Consider the following 13,043-nt stretch of genomic DNA (forward strand, 5'->3'; position numbering starts at 1 on the left):
CTCGGATCAGCCAAGCCCGCAACGCTGCTGGAGACGCCGATGAGGCTGAGCGTCATCATGCCGGTCTACAATCGCGAACAATTCGTTGGCCTGGCGCTGCGCTCGTTGCTCAGGCAGCGCGAAGACATCGATCTCGACATCATCGTCATCGACGACGGGTCGACCGATGGCTCGGCAGCCGTCATACGGTCGTTGATCGACGAGGCCCCGTGCATTCGTCTTTTCCAGCAGATCAATGGCGGGGTCACCAAGGCGCGCAATGCCGGGCTGAAGCAGCTGCTGCCGCAGACGCGTCTGGTGTCGTTTCTCGATTCGGACGACATCTCCCCGATAGGCCGCTTCAAGGCGGATCTCGCCTGCTTCGAAGAGGATCCTGGCCTCGACCTAACCTATTCGCGCATGACGCTGATAGACAAGATAGATGGCGAGACACTGGAACCGGCCGCCGACAGCCACTCCATCACCGTGCGAGGGATCCACCTGTCCGCCGGGATCTTCGCGCGAGACCTCATCGAGCGCACCGGTGGTTTCGACGAAGATTTCAAACAGGCCGAGGACACCGACTATCTGTTGCGTATCTTTGAGAGCCAGGCAAAATACGTTATGCCCGATACGGTGGCTCTCTATTACAGGCGTCATCCCGGCAACATGACCAAGGAAGCCGATGTGCCCTTTCGCGAGTTCATGCGCGCCATTCACAAGTCGATGAAGCGTCGCCGGGCCGACCCCAGCTTGCGCCGGGTGGAGGGGATTTTCGACTTCAAGGATCTCGCGCAGTGGCGGTTCCTTTGATGGCAGGCTACGGCGTCGTCATTCCGGCTTTCAACGCGGCCGCCACCATAGGCGCTGCCCTGAACTCCGTTCTGGCCCAGGCGGCAAAAGCGGAGGCCATCGTCGTGGTCGATGACGGTTCGACCGACGATACGGCCGCGGTGATCGATGCGATGAACCTGCCGGTGACGGTGCTGCGACAAGACAATGCCGGACCCGGCAGCGCAACGACCCGTGGCATTGCGGTACTCTCGACGCCGCTCATCGCGACGCTCGATGCCGACGATTTGTGGCTGCCGGACAAGATCGAACAGCAACTGGCCTATCTCGGCCGTCATCCCGGGACAGCGGGCGTCTTTACGCACTGGCGGACGTTTCGCGGCGACAGCCCCGATTTGCCCGATGCGGCCAGTGGAGCCGGCTGGTCGCGCACGACGATGATGATCCGCCAGGAGGTGGTGCAGAGCGTCGGTCCCATCATCGACCCACCAGGCGGTCGCGGCGAGATGATCGACTGGATCGCCCGGGTTCGTGAGGCAGGCTTTTTACTTGCCATGCTCGACGACGTGCTTGCATTGCGCCGCATCCGTCCGGGCAGCCTTTCCTACGGCCGCGATCCGGCACGCGACCGGGGCTATATCCAGGTCGCAAGGCTCGCCATGCAGCGGCGGGCCCAGAACAAGGCGGGCTCCAGTTGAACGCCAGGCCTGTTCGCCGCATCAGCCGCCGCTTCCCGGACTATGGCTGGTCGTGGCCCACCGGCCAGTTGGACCTGTTGCTGAAGGCGGCGCTGCTCTCCGATGAGGACGCAGCCGCTGCCTGTGCCGCGCGCTGGCTCGACGAGAACGACATCGACCTCGTCTCGTTTCGAGAACATCGTCTGCTCGCCGCCATCTCCGACAGGTTCGGCAGAAAACTGGCCGGGCATACCGCGCACCCGCGCCTCGTCGGCCTGCAGAAGATGCTGTGGACGAAGTCGCGCATGGCGATGCGCGAGGCCGAGCCGGCGCTGAAGGCGATGGCCGACGGCGGCGCCGACATCATGCTGATCAAGGGCGCCAGCCGCATTGCCTTGAACGCGTCGGCGCAGCGTGGTCGGGTGGCGCATGACATCGACATACTGGTGCGCCCGCGCGACATGGCTGCCGTCTTCGACATCTTGCGCGACCGCGACTGGCAGATCGCCTCGGGCGTCAGCGCGCAATATCTGCGAACCCGGTTGGCGTCGCTGCGGTCGATGAACTTCTTCAAGGGCCGTTTCGGCGACATCGACCTGCACCAGCTCGGCTATGATGGGTCGCAGACGAGCGCGGAAGACGACCTGGCGATCTGGCAACGGGCGGTCCCGGCACAATTCAGCGGCGTCGCGGTCTTCGTGCCGTCGCCGGCCGATCGCATGGCACTGGCCATCGCTCATGGCGGCCTCGACGCCCACACCCACAGCGACTGGCTTGTCGACTGCGCGGTCGCCATCCATGCCGAAGACGTCGATTGGGGGATGTTCCTCGACATCATCGGAAGACGCGGCCTGGCGGTTCCAGCGGCGGTGGCGTTATCCTATCTGGCGTTCGAGATCGGCATTCCGGTGCCGGAACGGACAATGGCCAGAATCTTCGAGATGGCCGACCGGGCTGGCCTGTCGCGTTGGTCGTCGGTTCTGCAAGCCAAGCCGCGCACGGATTTCGGCGGCCTGGTCTGGCTGTCGCGCGGCCTTGCCAAGCAGTTGCGCCTGAAGCGGAAGAAGGGCCGGTTGCAGCAGGAGCCGCCCGCCAAACCCTGGCGCGGGAGACCGGCCGCGGGCAAGCCGCAAGCCGCATCGGCGCCTCTGGTGTTTTCGCAGGCCATCGCCTGTCCGCAAACGACCGGCGACATGATGCTCGACATCACCGTCAGGATCGGCGTTCCGCCGGTCCGGCGCCGCATCGAAATGGAGATCAATGACGGTGGCGAGCATATCGCTCGCCTGCGTGCCGTGGCTATCAGCCGATCCGGCAGGGAACGCGTGCTGCATTTTCGCGGCAAGGTGACGCTCGACGGCGCGCGAGTTGCCTTGACGCTCGAGGCGCGACCATCGCGACAGTTTCGCGAGTGGAACGACGCGGCCACGGTGGCCGCCTATGGCGCCTTGCCTTTCCAGTTGCTGTCGGCGGGTTTCTTGCCGATCGGCTGAAGGCGAATCCGACGAACCTTTCTCGCAAGGCGGCGTCCGCTCAAACTCCGTAGCGTTCGGTGCGGATGATTTCGGCTGCAACGCCGGCATCGATCAGCGCCTGGGCTGCCGCGGAAACGAAGGCATTGGAGCCGCAGACGAAGGCGAGACCGGGCGGCTCGGGCAGCCGCGCCATGGCTTGCGCCATCATCGCGACGTCCACCCGCCGCGCATAGTCGGCCGGGCGGCGTGCGGCTTCGCGGGTCAGTGTCAGCACCAGCTCGAAGCCGTCCTGACGCTCGTCGAGGGCGATCAGCTCGTCACGAAAGATCACTTCGTCCCAGACCCGGACCGAAAAGACCAGGACGACGGGCACCGCTGAATTCCGTGCGGCGCGGTGGCGGATCATCGACATCAAGGGCACGACGCCCGAACCGCCGCCGACCATCACAAGCGGCCCACTCTCATCCTTCGGCCAGACGAAATGCCCGCCAAGCGGCCCGCGCAGTTCGATTTCGTCGCCAATTGCCGCGACTTCGTGGAAGAAGGGCGAAACCTCGCCATCGTCGAGTTGTTCGATCGCCAGTTCGATTGCGCCATTCGTTTCGGGCGCGGAGGCGATGGAATAGGAGCGGCGCGCCTGATAGCCGTCCGGCGCCGTCAGCCTGACGTCGACATGCTGCCCGGCGCGATAGGCGAAGGGCCGAGACGGCTGAAAAAAGAAGCTGGTGACACGCGGCGTGCGCTTTTCGATGCGGACGATGCCGGCTGTTTGCCAGGGCGACTGCACTGCCGCCGTATCGCTCACGGATCGTCCGTGTAGCGTTGCTCGCGCCATGGGTCGCCATAGATATGGTAGCCGCGCAATTCCCAGAAACCGGGCTCGTCGCGCGTGGTGAATTGCAGGCCGTTCAGCCATTTGGCCGACTTCCAGAAATAGAGATGCGGCACCAGCAGCCTTGCCGGGCCGCCATGATCCGGTGTGATCGGCTTGCCTTCGTAGAGCAGCGCGACCATGGCCTTGCCGGCGGTGAGATCCTTGACCGGCACATTGGTGGTGTAACCGTCGAACGCGTGCGCCAGCGTGAAGCCGGTCGGCGGCTCCACACCCGCGTCGGCAAGGATATCGTCGACCAGCACGCCCTGCCACGGCGTGTCGAACTTGGTCCATGCGGTCACGCAATGGATATCGCGCGTCATCTTGGTCAACGGCAGCGCGTTGAACTCGGCCCAATTCCATTTCTTGATCGGGCGTGGCCCATGTTTCAGCGTGAAAGACCAATCCTCGGTGCGCACGCGCGGCGTCGGACCGGCCGACAGCACCGGAAAACCCTGTTCAAGATGTTGGCCGGGCGGGATGCGGGCATCGTCATCGGTTGGCGGGCGCCGTCCTGAAGAGAAACCTCGGGTGACCATCGCGGCAATCTCCCTGCATCGGGCCGACATCAACCTGATGCAATGTTCTCGAAGATGTCGTGGCGGGCAACCAAAATCTTGACGGGCGGAGGCCGGAGGGGATCGTCGCCGACGAACCCTGCCGGTCCCGTTCACGTCAAGGCCATTACTCAGCCATTGGCAAAAGGCACCGCGATGTAGATCTGAGCGTCGCCACGCTCGACCAGCAACAGCACCGACTTGCGGCCAGACTTGCCGGCTTGCGCGATTGCCTGGGTTACTTGCCTGGCGTTCTTAACCGGCACCTGATTGACGGCAACGATGATGTCGCCGGCCTGTATTCCGGAAGCGGCGGCAGCTTTGTCGGGATTGACGCTGGCAACCACCGCGCCGTGCTGCTTGCCGGCTAGGTTCATCTGCTGGCGAATGTCGGGCGTTATGTCCATCAAGCCGAGCCCTATCGCCGGAGCGCGCCCGGCGCTGGGCGTGTCGGACCCGTCATCCAGCGACGCGGTCTTCGCATCGGCGCTGTTCTGGCCGACATCGACGGAAATCCGCATCGGCTTGCCTTTGCGCCAGACGTCGACCGTTTCCGTGGCGCCCGGCGCGACATCGGCGACCGCCCGCGACAGGTCCTTGGGGTCCTTCACGTCCTGCCCGGCAAAGCTGGTGATGACGTCGCCCGTCTCGATGCCGGCCTTGGCCGCCGGCGAGCCGTCATTGACCTCTGAAACCAACGCGCCGCCGGGATGGTCGAGCCCGATGGCGCTCGCGACATCCGGTGTCACCTCCTGGATCTGAACGCCGAGATAGCCGTACTGGATGGAGCCGCCCTTCATCAGCTTGGCCACCACCTTCTGGGCCTGGTCCGACGGAATGGCAAAGCCGACGCCGACGCTGCCGCCATTGGGCGAATAGATCGCCGTGTTGATGCCGACGACATTGCCCGCGACATCCACCAGCGGACCGCCGGAATTGCCGTGGTTGATCGGCGCGTCGATCTGGATGAAATCGTCGAACGGGCCGCTATGCAGGTCACGGCCGCGCGCCGAGACGATGCCTGCCGTGACGGTGGTGCCGATGCCGAACGGGTTGCCGAAGGCCAGCACCTGGTCGCCTGGCATAAGCTTGTCGGAATCGCCCCATTTGACGGTCGGCAGGGGTTTGTCCGACTTGATCTTCAGCACGGCGAGATCGTTCTTGGCATCGCGCCCGACAAGCTTGGCCGGAAGTTCGGTGCCGTCGTCGAGCGTCACCTTGATCGAAGAGGCCCCATCGATGACGTGATTGTTGGTGACGATGGTGCCGTCGGAGGCGACGATGAAGCCGGAACCCAGCGCCTCGGCGCGCTGCGGTTGCTGTTGCGGCGGCGTCTTGGGCGTCGGCATGCCCTGGTCACCGAAGAACTGGCGGAAATAGTCGTCGAAAGGCGAGCCGCCGTCGAAAGGAGAGGCATCGCTCATCGTTTCAGGCTGTGCCTTCATGACGGTGGTGACCGTCACCACCGCCGGCTTGTCGGCGGCCACGATGGGTGCGAACGAGCCATTGGGCGCAGTGATGCCGGCAACAGGTGTCTGGGTCGTCGGAACGGTGTTGCCCGCGCTTTGGGCGAAAGACATGACGAAGGGGGATATGATCAGCGCAGCGCCCAGCAAGGCCGCGACGCGATGCCTACGAAGGATATCTGACATGGTCGTTGTCCGGGCGAGAGTTGATCCAGCGCCGTGGCCTCCCATGCGGGAAATCGGTCATCGGCGTGTCGAGGTTGCAATTGCCCGTCTCGCCTACATGGCAGCCAACCGGATCGACGGCCTTGCATCTAGGGCGCGGATTGGCCCGATTTAGGGTTTTCGGGCGACCTTACGAAGATTTAATATCCGCACGGCGGCAGGGTCGCAAAGTCGTCGGGTCGCGCCTTGCTGCCTCGCTGGAGCCTCAGCCATCGGCGGTTCGTCCGAGATAGGCCGTAGCAATCTCGCGCATGCGCTTGCCGTCGAAGCTCGGTCCGTGTCCTCCATGACCGATACGGATCGGCAGGTCGAGCAGGCGCCGCATCGTACTGATATAGGCGGCCCGGTCGGAATCCGGCAGGTCGTCTATCAGCATGGCGTCGTAGATGGCATCGCCGCTGAAGAACAGTCCGTCGGCCTCGTCGAACAGCGCGATCGAATCCAGTGAATGGCCCGGCAAATGCAGCACGCGAAATTGCCGGTCGCCAAGATCGACGACATCGCCCTCGTCCAGGGTTCGCGTCAACGGCGCGGGCGGGATCCTGTAGTCGGCCGACTTCCATCCGGGCGCCGGCAGTTTCGAGACGGCACCCTCGAGGTCGTGGAACATGTAGGCGTAGGTCGCGGCCTCATCCATGGTCTCGAACCGAGCCGCGCTCATTCTTGGCCCGGCCCGCAACGGGAATTCATGCAGCGAGCCGACGTGGTCGAGATGGATGTGGGTGGCAACGACCAGCAACGGCTTGCCCTGCGGCGTCTCGATCTGCGGCGCCAGCGGACAGATGCCCATACCGGTGTCGACGAGCAGGTCGGCATCGCGACCGCGCAGATGCCAGATATTGGCCCGAACATAGGCATGCACGAAGGGCTCGGTCAGCATCGTCGTCTTGCCGTCGACCACGCTCCTGCTGAACCAGCTCGGCATCAAGTGTGAGTCCGGCATACGAAGTGAGCCCGGCATCAGGTGTGAGCCCGGCATCAGACGAAGGGCTTCCCGACCCTGTACTTTTCCGGCACCAGCCGCTTGAGATAGGCCATGCCGGCATCCGACAGCTGATTGACGTCGGGCTTCATGAAATCGTCCGGCATGTGGCGGGTCTTGCCGGCGACGTTCTTGAGCGGCACTTTCTTCAGCACCGTTCTGGTGCCGTCATATTGCAGCGCCACCGAGCCGCCGCCCTGTTCGGCGACGGTGACGGCGAAAGCGCCGGCATCGAAAGCCTCCTGCGCGTCGACCGCGCTGATAGCGCCGATATAGCCGCGCGGCATGTAGCCGAGCGCGTCGACGCGGGCACGTTTGCCCGGCAGGCCTTCCGCCAACGCGCGCTCGAGTGCGGCCGGCAGGTCGCTGCCCGACAGCTTGACGTTGCCATGCGCGTCGCGCTCAAGCTTGTCCGGCGGCACCAGGCTTTCGACCAATGCCTTGCCGTCGGCGGTGCTGACGCCTTCCGAAACGGCGACGATGCAGCGCTTGTGGCGATCGAGCGTGGCACGCACGTCGTCGATGAAGCCAGCGGCCGAGAACGGCCGCTCGGGCACGTAGACGAGATGAGGGCCGCTGTCGGGGTCGAGCTGCCAGGCAGCGGCAGCCGCGGTCAGGAAGCCCGCATGCCGGCCCATGACGATGCCGACATAGATGCCGGGCAGCGCGCGAAAATCGAGATCGACGGACAGGAAGGCGCCGGCGACGAACTCGGCCGCCGAAATGAAGCCCGGCGTGTGGTCGTTTTCCTCGAGATCATTGTCGATGGTTTTTGGCGCATGAACAAAGGCAATTGAGCCGCCGGCGGCGTCGGTCAGGATCTGCTGGGTACCCGACGTGTCGTTGCCGCCGATATATATGAAGGCGTCGGCGCCGGCCTTCTTCAGGCCGTTGAGGATGACATCGCAATAGGCGGCGTCGGGCTTGTCGCGCGTCGAGCCGAGGGCGGCGCTCGGCGTGCCGGCAATCAGCCGCAGGCGGTCTTCCGGAATGGCGGAAAGGTCGACATAATTGCCGTCACGGATGCCGCGCACGCCATGGATCGAGCCCAGCACCTTGGCACCGGGATGCCGCTTGCGGATCTCCAGCGTCGCCCCGACAACCGTCTGGTTGATGACGGCGGTTGGGCCGCCGCCCTGCGCGATGACAAACGTTCCAGCCATGCTTGATTTCTCCCGGCGCGATGGTTTTCAAGGCACCTTGGCCTGTCTTGCCGCATCGCGCAACGGGAGTTTCGAGCGGCACCAACACGCCGCATAAGCGTCAGACGACGACGACCGGATTTTTCTTGGAGACGCGGCTGTAGAGGTCGATGATGTCCTGGTTGATCAGGCGCACGCAGCCCGACGACATCGCTTGCCCGATGCTCCACCATTCGGGCGAGCCGTGGATGCGATAGCCGGTGTCCTTGCCGTCCTGGTAGATGTAGAGGGCACGCGCGCCGAGCGGATTGGTTAGGCCGCCGGGCTGTCCGGCCTGCCATTTCACCAGTTCAGGCTTGCGGGCGATCATCTCCGGCGGCGGCGTCCAGGTCGGCCATTCCCTGCCGTACTGGATGTTGGCGCGGCCGGACCAGCGGAAACCGTCCTTGCCGATCCCGACGCCATAACGGATGGCATCGCCACCCGGCTGGACGAGATAGAGCATGCGCTCCTTGAGATGGACGACGATGGTGCCGGGCGCCTCGCCTGTCGTGTCGACGACGATCTGGCGGCGGAATTCCGGCTTGACCTTCAGATATGGCACTTCCGGCACGTTGAAGCCGCCGTCGGTCAGCCCGGCATACATGACCCCGGGGCTGGTGACGTTCTTGTCGACGCTGATGCTTGGCCGGATCGGCCGCACGGAACCCGTGGTGACGTCGTCGAGCTCGAGCGCCGGCAGGCCGCCGCCCGAGGTCGAGCAACCGGCGGCGCTCAGCAGCGCAAGCGCTCCTGCCCCGGACAGGATGGCGCGGCGGGAAAGATGATGATCGGTTTCGATTGCGTCGCCATTTCGCGGCGGCGTCAGACCTTGCGGCAACTCACGCATATATCCAGACCCTACGCTGTCGGCGGGAAGCACGGTCCGGCCGGATAGCAGGCATTTTCCTCATTCATGGTTGATAAAGCGTGAAGACCTTGCACAGCCTGCATTTGCGCATGGCCTTGGCGATGTTCGACCTTCTTGCCTGAACTTGAACGAAGGCTGCTGCACAAAAAGACCTCGGTCGAGTCATATTCCCGGCGCCGGCGTCTCCTACTCCTCGAACCATCAGCGAGGGGCCTCCATGTGCAAGACCTTAAAAACCGACATCAAGCTTTTTGCCGCTGCCATTGTCGCGGCGGCAACCGTTCTCGGTGCCAATGTCAGCCTGGCCGATATAGTGAGCACGCTGAGCGGCGCGAACTGACACCGATCTGCCGCTGGCGCAGTTAGGGAAATCGCCTCTTTACATTCTCCCGGGCCTAAGGATTTATCCTCTTCTTTAAGCTCAAAGGAGACGAGCATGTCCTTCGAAAACTGGGCCGCCTTCGCTGCCGCATCGACGATCCTTCTCATCATTCCGGGTCCGACCATCCTGCTGGTCGTGTCCTATGCGCTGGGCCAGGGCTGGCGTACCGCTCTGCCGATGGCCGTCGGCGTGGCGTTGGGGGATTTCACTGCGATGACGTTGTCGATGCTGGGTATCGGCGCGCTGCTGGCGGCCTCGGCGACCGTCTTCACCATCCTGAAGCTGATCGGCGCCGGTTATCTGATCTATCTTGGCGTGAAACTGTTTCGCGCCGGCGGCGCGTTGAAGGCCGAACCGCGCACCGACGCGGTCTCCTCGGCCAAGATGATGGCGCACGCCTGGCTGGTCACCGCGCTCAACCCGAAAAGCATCACGTTCTTCGTTGCTTTCCTGCCGCAGTTCCTCGACCGGCACGCCGATTTCTGGACGCAGATGCTGATCTTCGAGACGACCTTCCTGGCGCTCGCCTTCGCCAATGCCTTCGGCTATGCGCTGATCGCGGCACGCGCACGCAACGTGGTGCGCAATCCCAAGGCGATCCGCATCTTCAACCGCACCGGCGGCACGCTGCTGGTCGGCGCCGGCATCGCCACGATGGCGATGCGTTCCAGCAATTAAGCTGTCTTTTTGATCATGATCCCGAAACTGGTTTTCGGGATCATGACCGGCCTTACCATTTGACGCTGAAGCCCAGATTGCCTTCGAGGATCCGACGCTTGTCGCCACCGAGATTGGTGGTGTAGTCGCCGGTGGCGAAGATGCTGACCTTGTCCGTCACCTTGGCAATCACGCCGCCGCCGAACTCGAACGAGGTCGATCTGCCCTCGGTCGAGATGTCGGTGGTGTCGAAATTGACATGGCTGGTGCCGCCGAAATCGTGCCAGATGTTGGCCTTGAGATACGGCTGCAGCGCCATGCCATTGATCGCTGTTTCGCCTTGCAGCCGTGCGCCGAGCCGGCCGGTCACGCTGCCGTCCGTATCGAAGGAAACCGAAGCAAAGCGGTCCGACGCATCGTCGAGCGACAATTGCTGCCAGACCAGTTGCGCCTGCGGTTCAAGCGTCCAGCCTTGCGCCAGCGCGATGGGATAGCCGCCTTCCAGCGAAGCGGTGACGCCGGTCCCGCCGACGTCGATGCCAATGTCGCGCGACGATGTTGCGTTGCCGCCGAAGAAGGTGGCCATGAGGACGCCGTCCAGGTACCAGCCACCCTGACCGATCCGGGTCCAGTAGCCGCCGACACTGGTGCCGTTGATATCCATGCTGCCGACGGACAGATTGTCCCTGCCCAGCGCCAGGCCGCGCACGTCGCCATTCATGCTGGCATAGGCGACGAACAGGCCAGCGCGATCGGTCTGGCCCGACGCGGTTTCGCGGCCGAACAGATCGAAGCCCGCCTGGAGGCCGAACAGGGTGCCGTCAAAGGACGGCGATACCGTTCCTGAATAGGCCATCTTGCTGTCCTGACCGAAGATGCGGCCCCAGACCGGCGACAGCTCGGTGTTCGACAACAGGCTCTGCTCGCCGCGCCGTTCGTGGAATGTGCCGAGCGTCGTCATCGCCAGATGTTCGGCGACCGGCGGCAAGGCCGAATAGACCGGAACCTCGATGCGATAGAGCAGGATTTCCTCGCCCGCCGCCGGTGTCGGCAGGTCGGGCACCTCAGTTGGCACCACCGGCGGTGGCGGGGGCGGATCCGCCACTGGTGCCGGTGGTGGTGCCGGTGGTGTCGCGGGCGGCGGATCGGTCGGCACGACCGGCGGCGCCGGATCAACCGGATCGGGATCGCCGGGGGTGGATTCCGGCGGAGGCGGCGGCGCAGGGTCGATGGGCGGCGGCGGCGGCGGTTCGGCCGCCGGCGGCTCAGGTGCCGGCGGCGGAGCAGGCTCCAGCGCCGGCGGGGCTGCGGCCGGCGGGGCCGGCGTGTTCAGCGTCGAGCGCAGGTACCAGTTCTCCTCGCTGCCGGCGCTGACGCCGCCCTTGAACAGATAATATTCAAAGGCCCCGGCGGCGACCGGGGCGTCGAGCGCGAATGTCGTGGCGCCCGAGGTGGCGCCGTTGATTGCCTGGATGACCATGATGCCGTCCTGCGTGGTCGCAGCCCCCGCGCCGCCGAGATTGACCACGGAGATGCCGGTCGAACCGGAAGCCGTTCCGCTCGACAGGACCAACTTGTCGGATGCGGAGGAATCGTCACCGAGCTCGGTCTGGATAAGCAGCAGGCCACCCAGGCCGACATAATTGCCCGAAATCGTCAGGCTGTCGGTGGCGCCGGTGCTGCCATTGGTCAGGTCGATGCGGCCGGCATTGGTGACCTGCGCCAGCTGGCCTGCCGTAAACGCCTGGATCGCCGCATTGAAGCCGCCGCCGTAGAGCGTGCTTGCGGCATCGACACTGAGCGAACCGGTGCCGGTGCCGCTGTCGCCGAGCACCAGATTGCTGTCCATCGTCAGCTGGGTGTCATTGGTGGCGTCGATGCTTTCCCAGTTCTGGAGCCGGCTGACGCCATCCAGTTTGACGTTGTCCAGGGTCAGCGCATCGGTGCCGGCACCACCTGATATGGCATCCGTGGCACCGAGATTGGCGTTGGTGAGGTTGCTGAGCCTGGCGGTGTCGTTATCGCCGCCGAGATCGACGGAACCATAGATGATGCCGCCACCGTTCCAGACGAAATTGTCGGCGCCAAAGCTCATCAGTATATCGCCACCGACCGTGCCGCCGGTGACCGTGACGCTGTCATTGCCGCCGCTGACGCTGATGTTGCCGCCGATGGTGCCGCCCGACAGGATGATCGTGTCCTTGTCGAAGCCAGTGACGAGGTTGCGGTCGATGGTGCCGCCTGACATGTTGAAATAGTTCTGATCGAGCTTCATGTTGACCCGGCCGATGCGGCCACCGGTCATCACGGCGTGGTCGCCATCGTCGAAGAAATCGACGATGCGTCCGCCGGTCATGGTGAAGGTGTCGAGGCCGTCGCCCTGGTTGAGCGAGCCGATCTGGCCGCCGCTCATGTTGAAGTCGTCGATGCCGGCGCCCTGCTGGACATTGCCGGCGACGGTGCCCGCGCCAATTTTGAAGAAATCAGTGCCGCCACCCTGATCGACGGTGCCGGTTATGGTGCCTGACTGCATGTCGATGCGGTCCGTGCCGACGCCAAAGGTCACATTGCCTGATATCTGCCCGGTGCCGCCGGCGGGAAAATTCAGCGTGTTGTCGCCGTCGAGATCGGTGAGGCTGCCGCCTGAGTCGCCGCTGTCACAGGTGTAGACGGTGTTTCCGGCGGATGGAGCCAGCACGCATGCGGCAAACGCGGCGGAGTTGGGCAGCAACGCAAAAGCTGTAGTTGAGAGGATGCTAATAAGCCACGGATGTAACGGATGCGGCTTTCGCCATTGCGAAGCAATTGTCACCTGCGCATCCGCCGAACGACTGTTCGGAAGCGAGTTCTTCACATGCCGCATCGCGTCCCCTCTCGATTCGCGATTTCCAGCCCCCGCCAGCCGCCGCAATGAAGACACAATTC

12 protein-coding genes are annotated in these 13,043 nt (G+C 64.2%); 5 read left to right on the forward strand and 7 right to left on the reverse strand.

From position 1 onward, the window contains the following. Window positions 1–39 precede the first annotated feature (39 nt). The 3 genes from AC0L2D_RS11155 to AC0L2D_RS11165 are packed head-to-tail and all read left to right on the forward strand — an operon-like array spanning window position 40 to window position 2,941. Window positions 40–792, forward strand: coding sequence for a glycosyltransferase family 2 protein (locus tag AC0L2D_RS11155; RefSeq protein WP_024501958.1), 753 nt, complete (start codon window positions 40–42; stop codon window positions 790–792). Further along, a complete protein-coding gene (locus AC0L2D_RS11160) occupies window positions 792–1,469 on the forward strand; it encodes a glycosyltransferase family 2 protein (protein WP_024501959.1) in 678 nt (225 codons plus the stop codon). Before AC0L2D_RS11155 ends, AC0L2D_RS11160 begins: the two co-directional genes overlap by 1 nt. Then, complete coding sequence (locus tag AC0L2D_RS11165) at window positions 1,466–2,941, forward strand: nucleotidyltransferase family protein (RefSeq protein ID WP_024501960.1); 1,476 nt, start codon at window positions 1,466–1,468, stop codon at window positions 2,939–2,941. The genes AC0L2D_RS11160 and AC0L2D_RS11165 overlap by 4 nt, the downstream gene beginning before the upstream one ends. Window positions 2,942–2,981: 40 nt before the next feature. On the opposite strand, the gene AC0L2D_RS11170 is transcribed toward AC0L2D_RS11165, so the two are convergent. From AC0L2D_RS11170 to AC0L2D_RS11195, 6 genes are all read right to left on the reverse strand, one after another. Further along, entirely contained in the window at window positions 2,982–3,728 is a 747-nt protein-coding gene (locus tag AC0L2D_RS11170; RefSeq protein ID WP_024501961.1) for an FAD-binding oxidoreductase, read from the reverse strand. After that, on the reverse strand, window positions 3,725–4,336 hold the full coding sequence (locus tag AC0L2D_RS11175; RefSeq protein ID WP_024501962.1) for a sulfite oxidase-like oxidoreductase: 612 nt from the start codon (window positions 4,334–4,336) through the stop codon (window positions 3,725–3,727). The genes AC0L2D_RS11170 and AC0L2D_RS11175 overlap by 4 nt, the downstream gene beginning before the upstream one ends. A gap of 149 nt (window positions 4,337–4,485) precedes the next feature. Next, on the reverse strand, window positions 4,486–6,006 hold the full coding sequence (locus tag AC0L2D_RS11180; protein ID WP_013528279.1) for a DegQ family serine endoprotease: 1,521 nt from the start codon (window positions 6,004–6,006) through the stop codon (window positions 4,486–4,488). Window positions 6,007–6,250: 244 nt separating this feature from the next. Further along, complete coding sequence (locus AC0L2D_RS11185) at window positions 6,251–6,970, reverse strand: MBL fold metallo-hydrolase (protein WP_473541053.1); 720 nt, start codon at window positions 6,968–6,970, stop codon at window positions 6,251–6,253. Between the two features lie 53 nt (window positions 6,971–7,023). Further along, window positions 7,024–8,190, reverse strand: coding sequence for a diphosphate--fructose-6-phosphate 1-phosphotransferase (locus AC0L2D_RS11190; protein ID WP_473541054.1), 1,167 nt, complete (start codon window positions 8,188–8,190; stop codon window positions 7,024–7,026). A 100-nt stretch (window positions 8,191–8,290) separates the two neighbouring features. Beyond that, entirely contained in the window at window positions 8,291–9,058 is a 768-nt protein-coding gene (locus AC0L2D_RS11195; protein ID WP_024501964.1) for a L,D-transpeptidase, read from the reverse strand. Between the two features lie 238 nt (window positions 9,059–9,296). On the opposite strand from AC0L2D_RS11195, the gene AC0L2D_RS11200 reads away from it, so the two are divergent. Continuing rightward, on the forward strand, window positions 9,297–9,419 hold the full coding sequence (locus tag AC0L2D_RS11200) for a hypothetical protein (protein ID WP_013528283.1): 123 nt from the start codon (window positions 9,297–9,299) through the stop codon (window positions 9,417–9,419). 96 nt (window positions 9,420–9,515) lie between these two features. Next, window positions 9,516–10,139 carry a LysE family translocator gene (locus AC0L2D_RS11205; RefSeq protein WP_013528284.1) on the forward strand — a complete coding sequence of 208 codons (624 nt, stop codon included), beginning with the start codon at window positions 9,516–9,518 and terminating at the stop codon, window positions 10,137–10,139. Window positions 10,140–10,191: 52 nt separating this feature from the next. Here the strand turns inward: AC0L2D_RS11205 and AC0L2D_RS11210 are convergent, their stop codons facing one another. Beyond that, the gene (locus AC0L2D_RS11210) at window positions 10,192–12,981 is read right to left on the reverse strand and encodes an autotransporter family protein (RefSeq protein WP_473541055.1); all 2,790 of its coding nucleotides are present in this window, start codon (window positions 12,979–12,981) and stop codon (window positions 10,192–10,194) included. Window positions 12,982–13,043: the final 62 nt, after the last annotated feature.

The organism is Mesorhizobium sp. WSM4833 (assembly GCF_055811095.1).

Coding starts and splice junctions, on each gene's coding strand:
- AC0L2D_RS11155 (WP_024501958.1), top strand. CDS start 40: ATGAGGCTGAGCGTCATCATGCCGGTCTACAATCGCGAACAATTCGTT.
- AC0L2D_RS11160 (WP_024501959.1), top strand. CDS start 792: ATGGCAGGCTACGGCGTCGTCATTCCGGCTTTCAACGCGGCCGCCACC.
- AC0L2D_RS11175 (WP_024501962.1), bottom strand. CDS start 4,336: ATGGTCACCCGAGGTTTCTCTTCAGGACGGCGCCCGCCAACCGATGAC.
- AC0L2D_RS11180 (WP_013528279.1), bottom strand. CDS start 6,006: ATGTCAGATATCCTTCGTAGGCATCGCGTCGCGGCCTTGCTGGGCGCT.
- AC0L2D_RS11185 (WP_473541053.1), bottom strand. CDS start 6,970: ATGCCGAGCTGGTTCAGCAGGAGCGTGGTCGACGGCAAGACGACGATG.
- AC0L2D_RS11190 (WP_473541054.1), bottom strand. CDS start 8,190: ATGGCTGGAACGTTTGTCATCGCGCAGGGCGGCGGCCCAACCGCCGTC.
- AC0L2D_RS11195 (WP_024501964.1), bottom strand. CDS start 9,058: ATGCGTGAGTTGCCGCAAGGTCTGACGCCGCCGCGAAATGGCGACGCA.
- AC0L2D_RS11200 (WP_013528283.1), top strand. CDS start 9,297: ATGTGCAAGACCTTAAAAACCGACATCAAGCTTTTTGCCGCTGCCATT.
- AC0L2D_RS11205 (WP_013528284.1), top strand. CDS start 9,516: ATGTCCTTCGAAAACTGGGCCGCCTTCGCTGCCGCATCGACGATCCTT.
- AC0L2D_RS11210 (WP_473541055.1), bottom strand. CDS start 12,981: ATGCGGCATGTGAAGAACTCGCTTCCGAACAGTCGTTCGGCGGATGCG.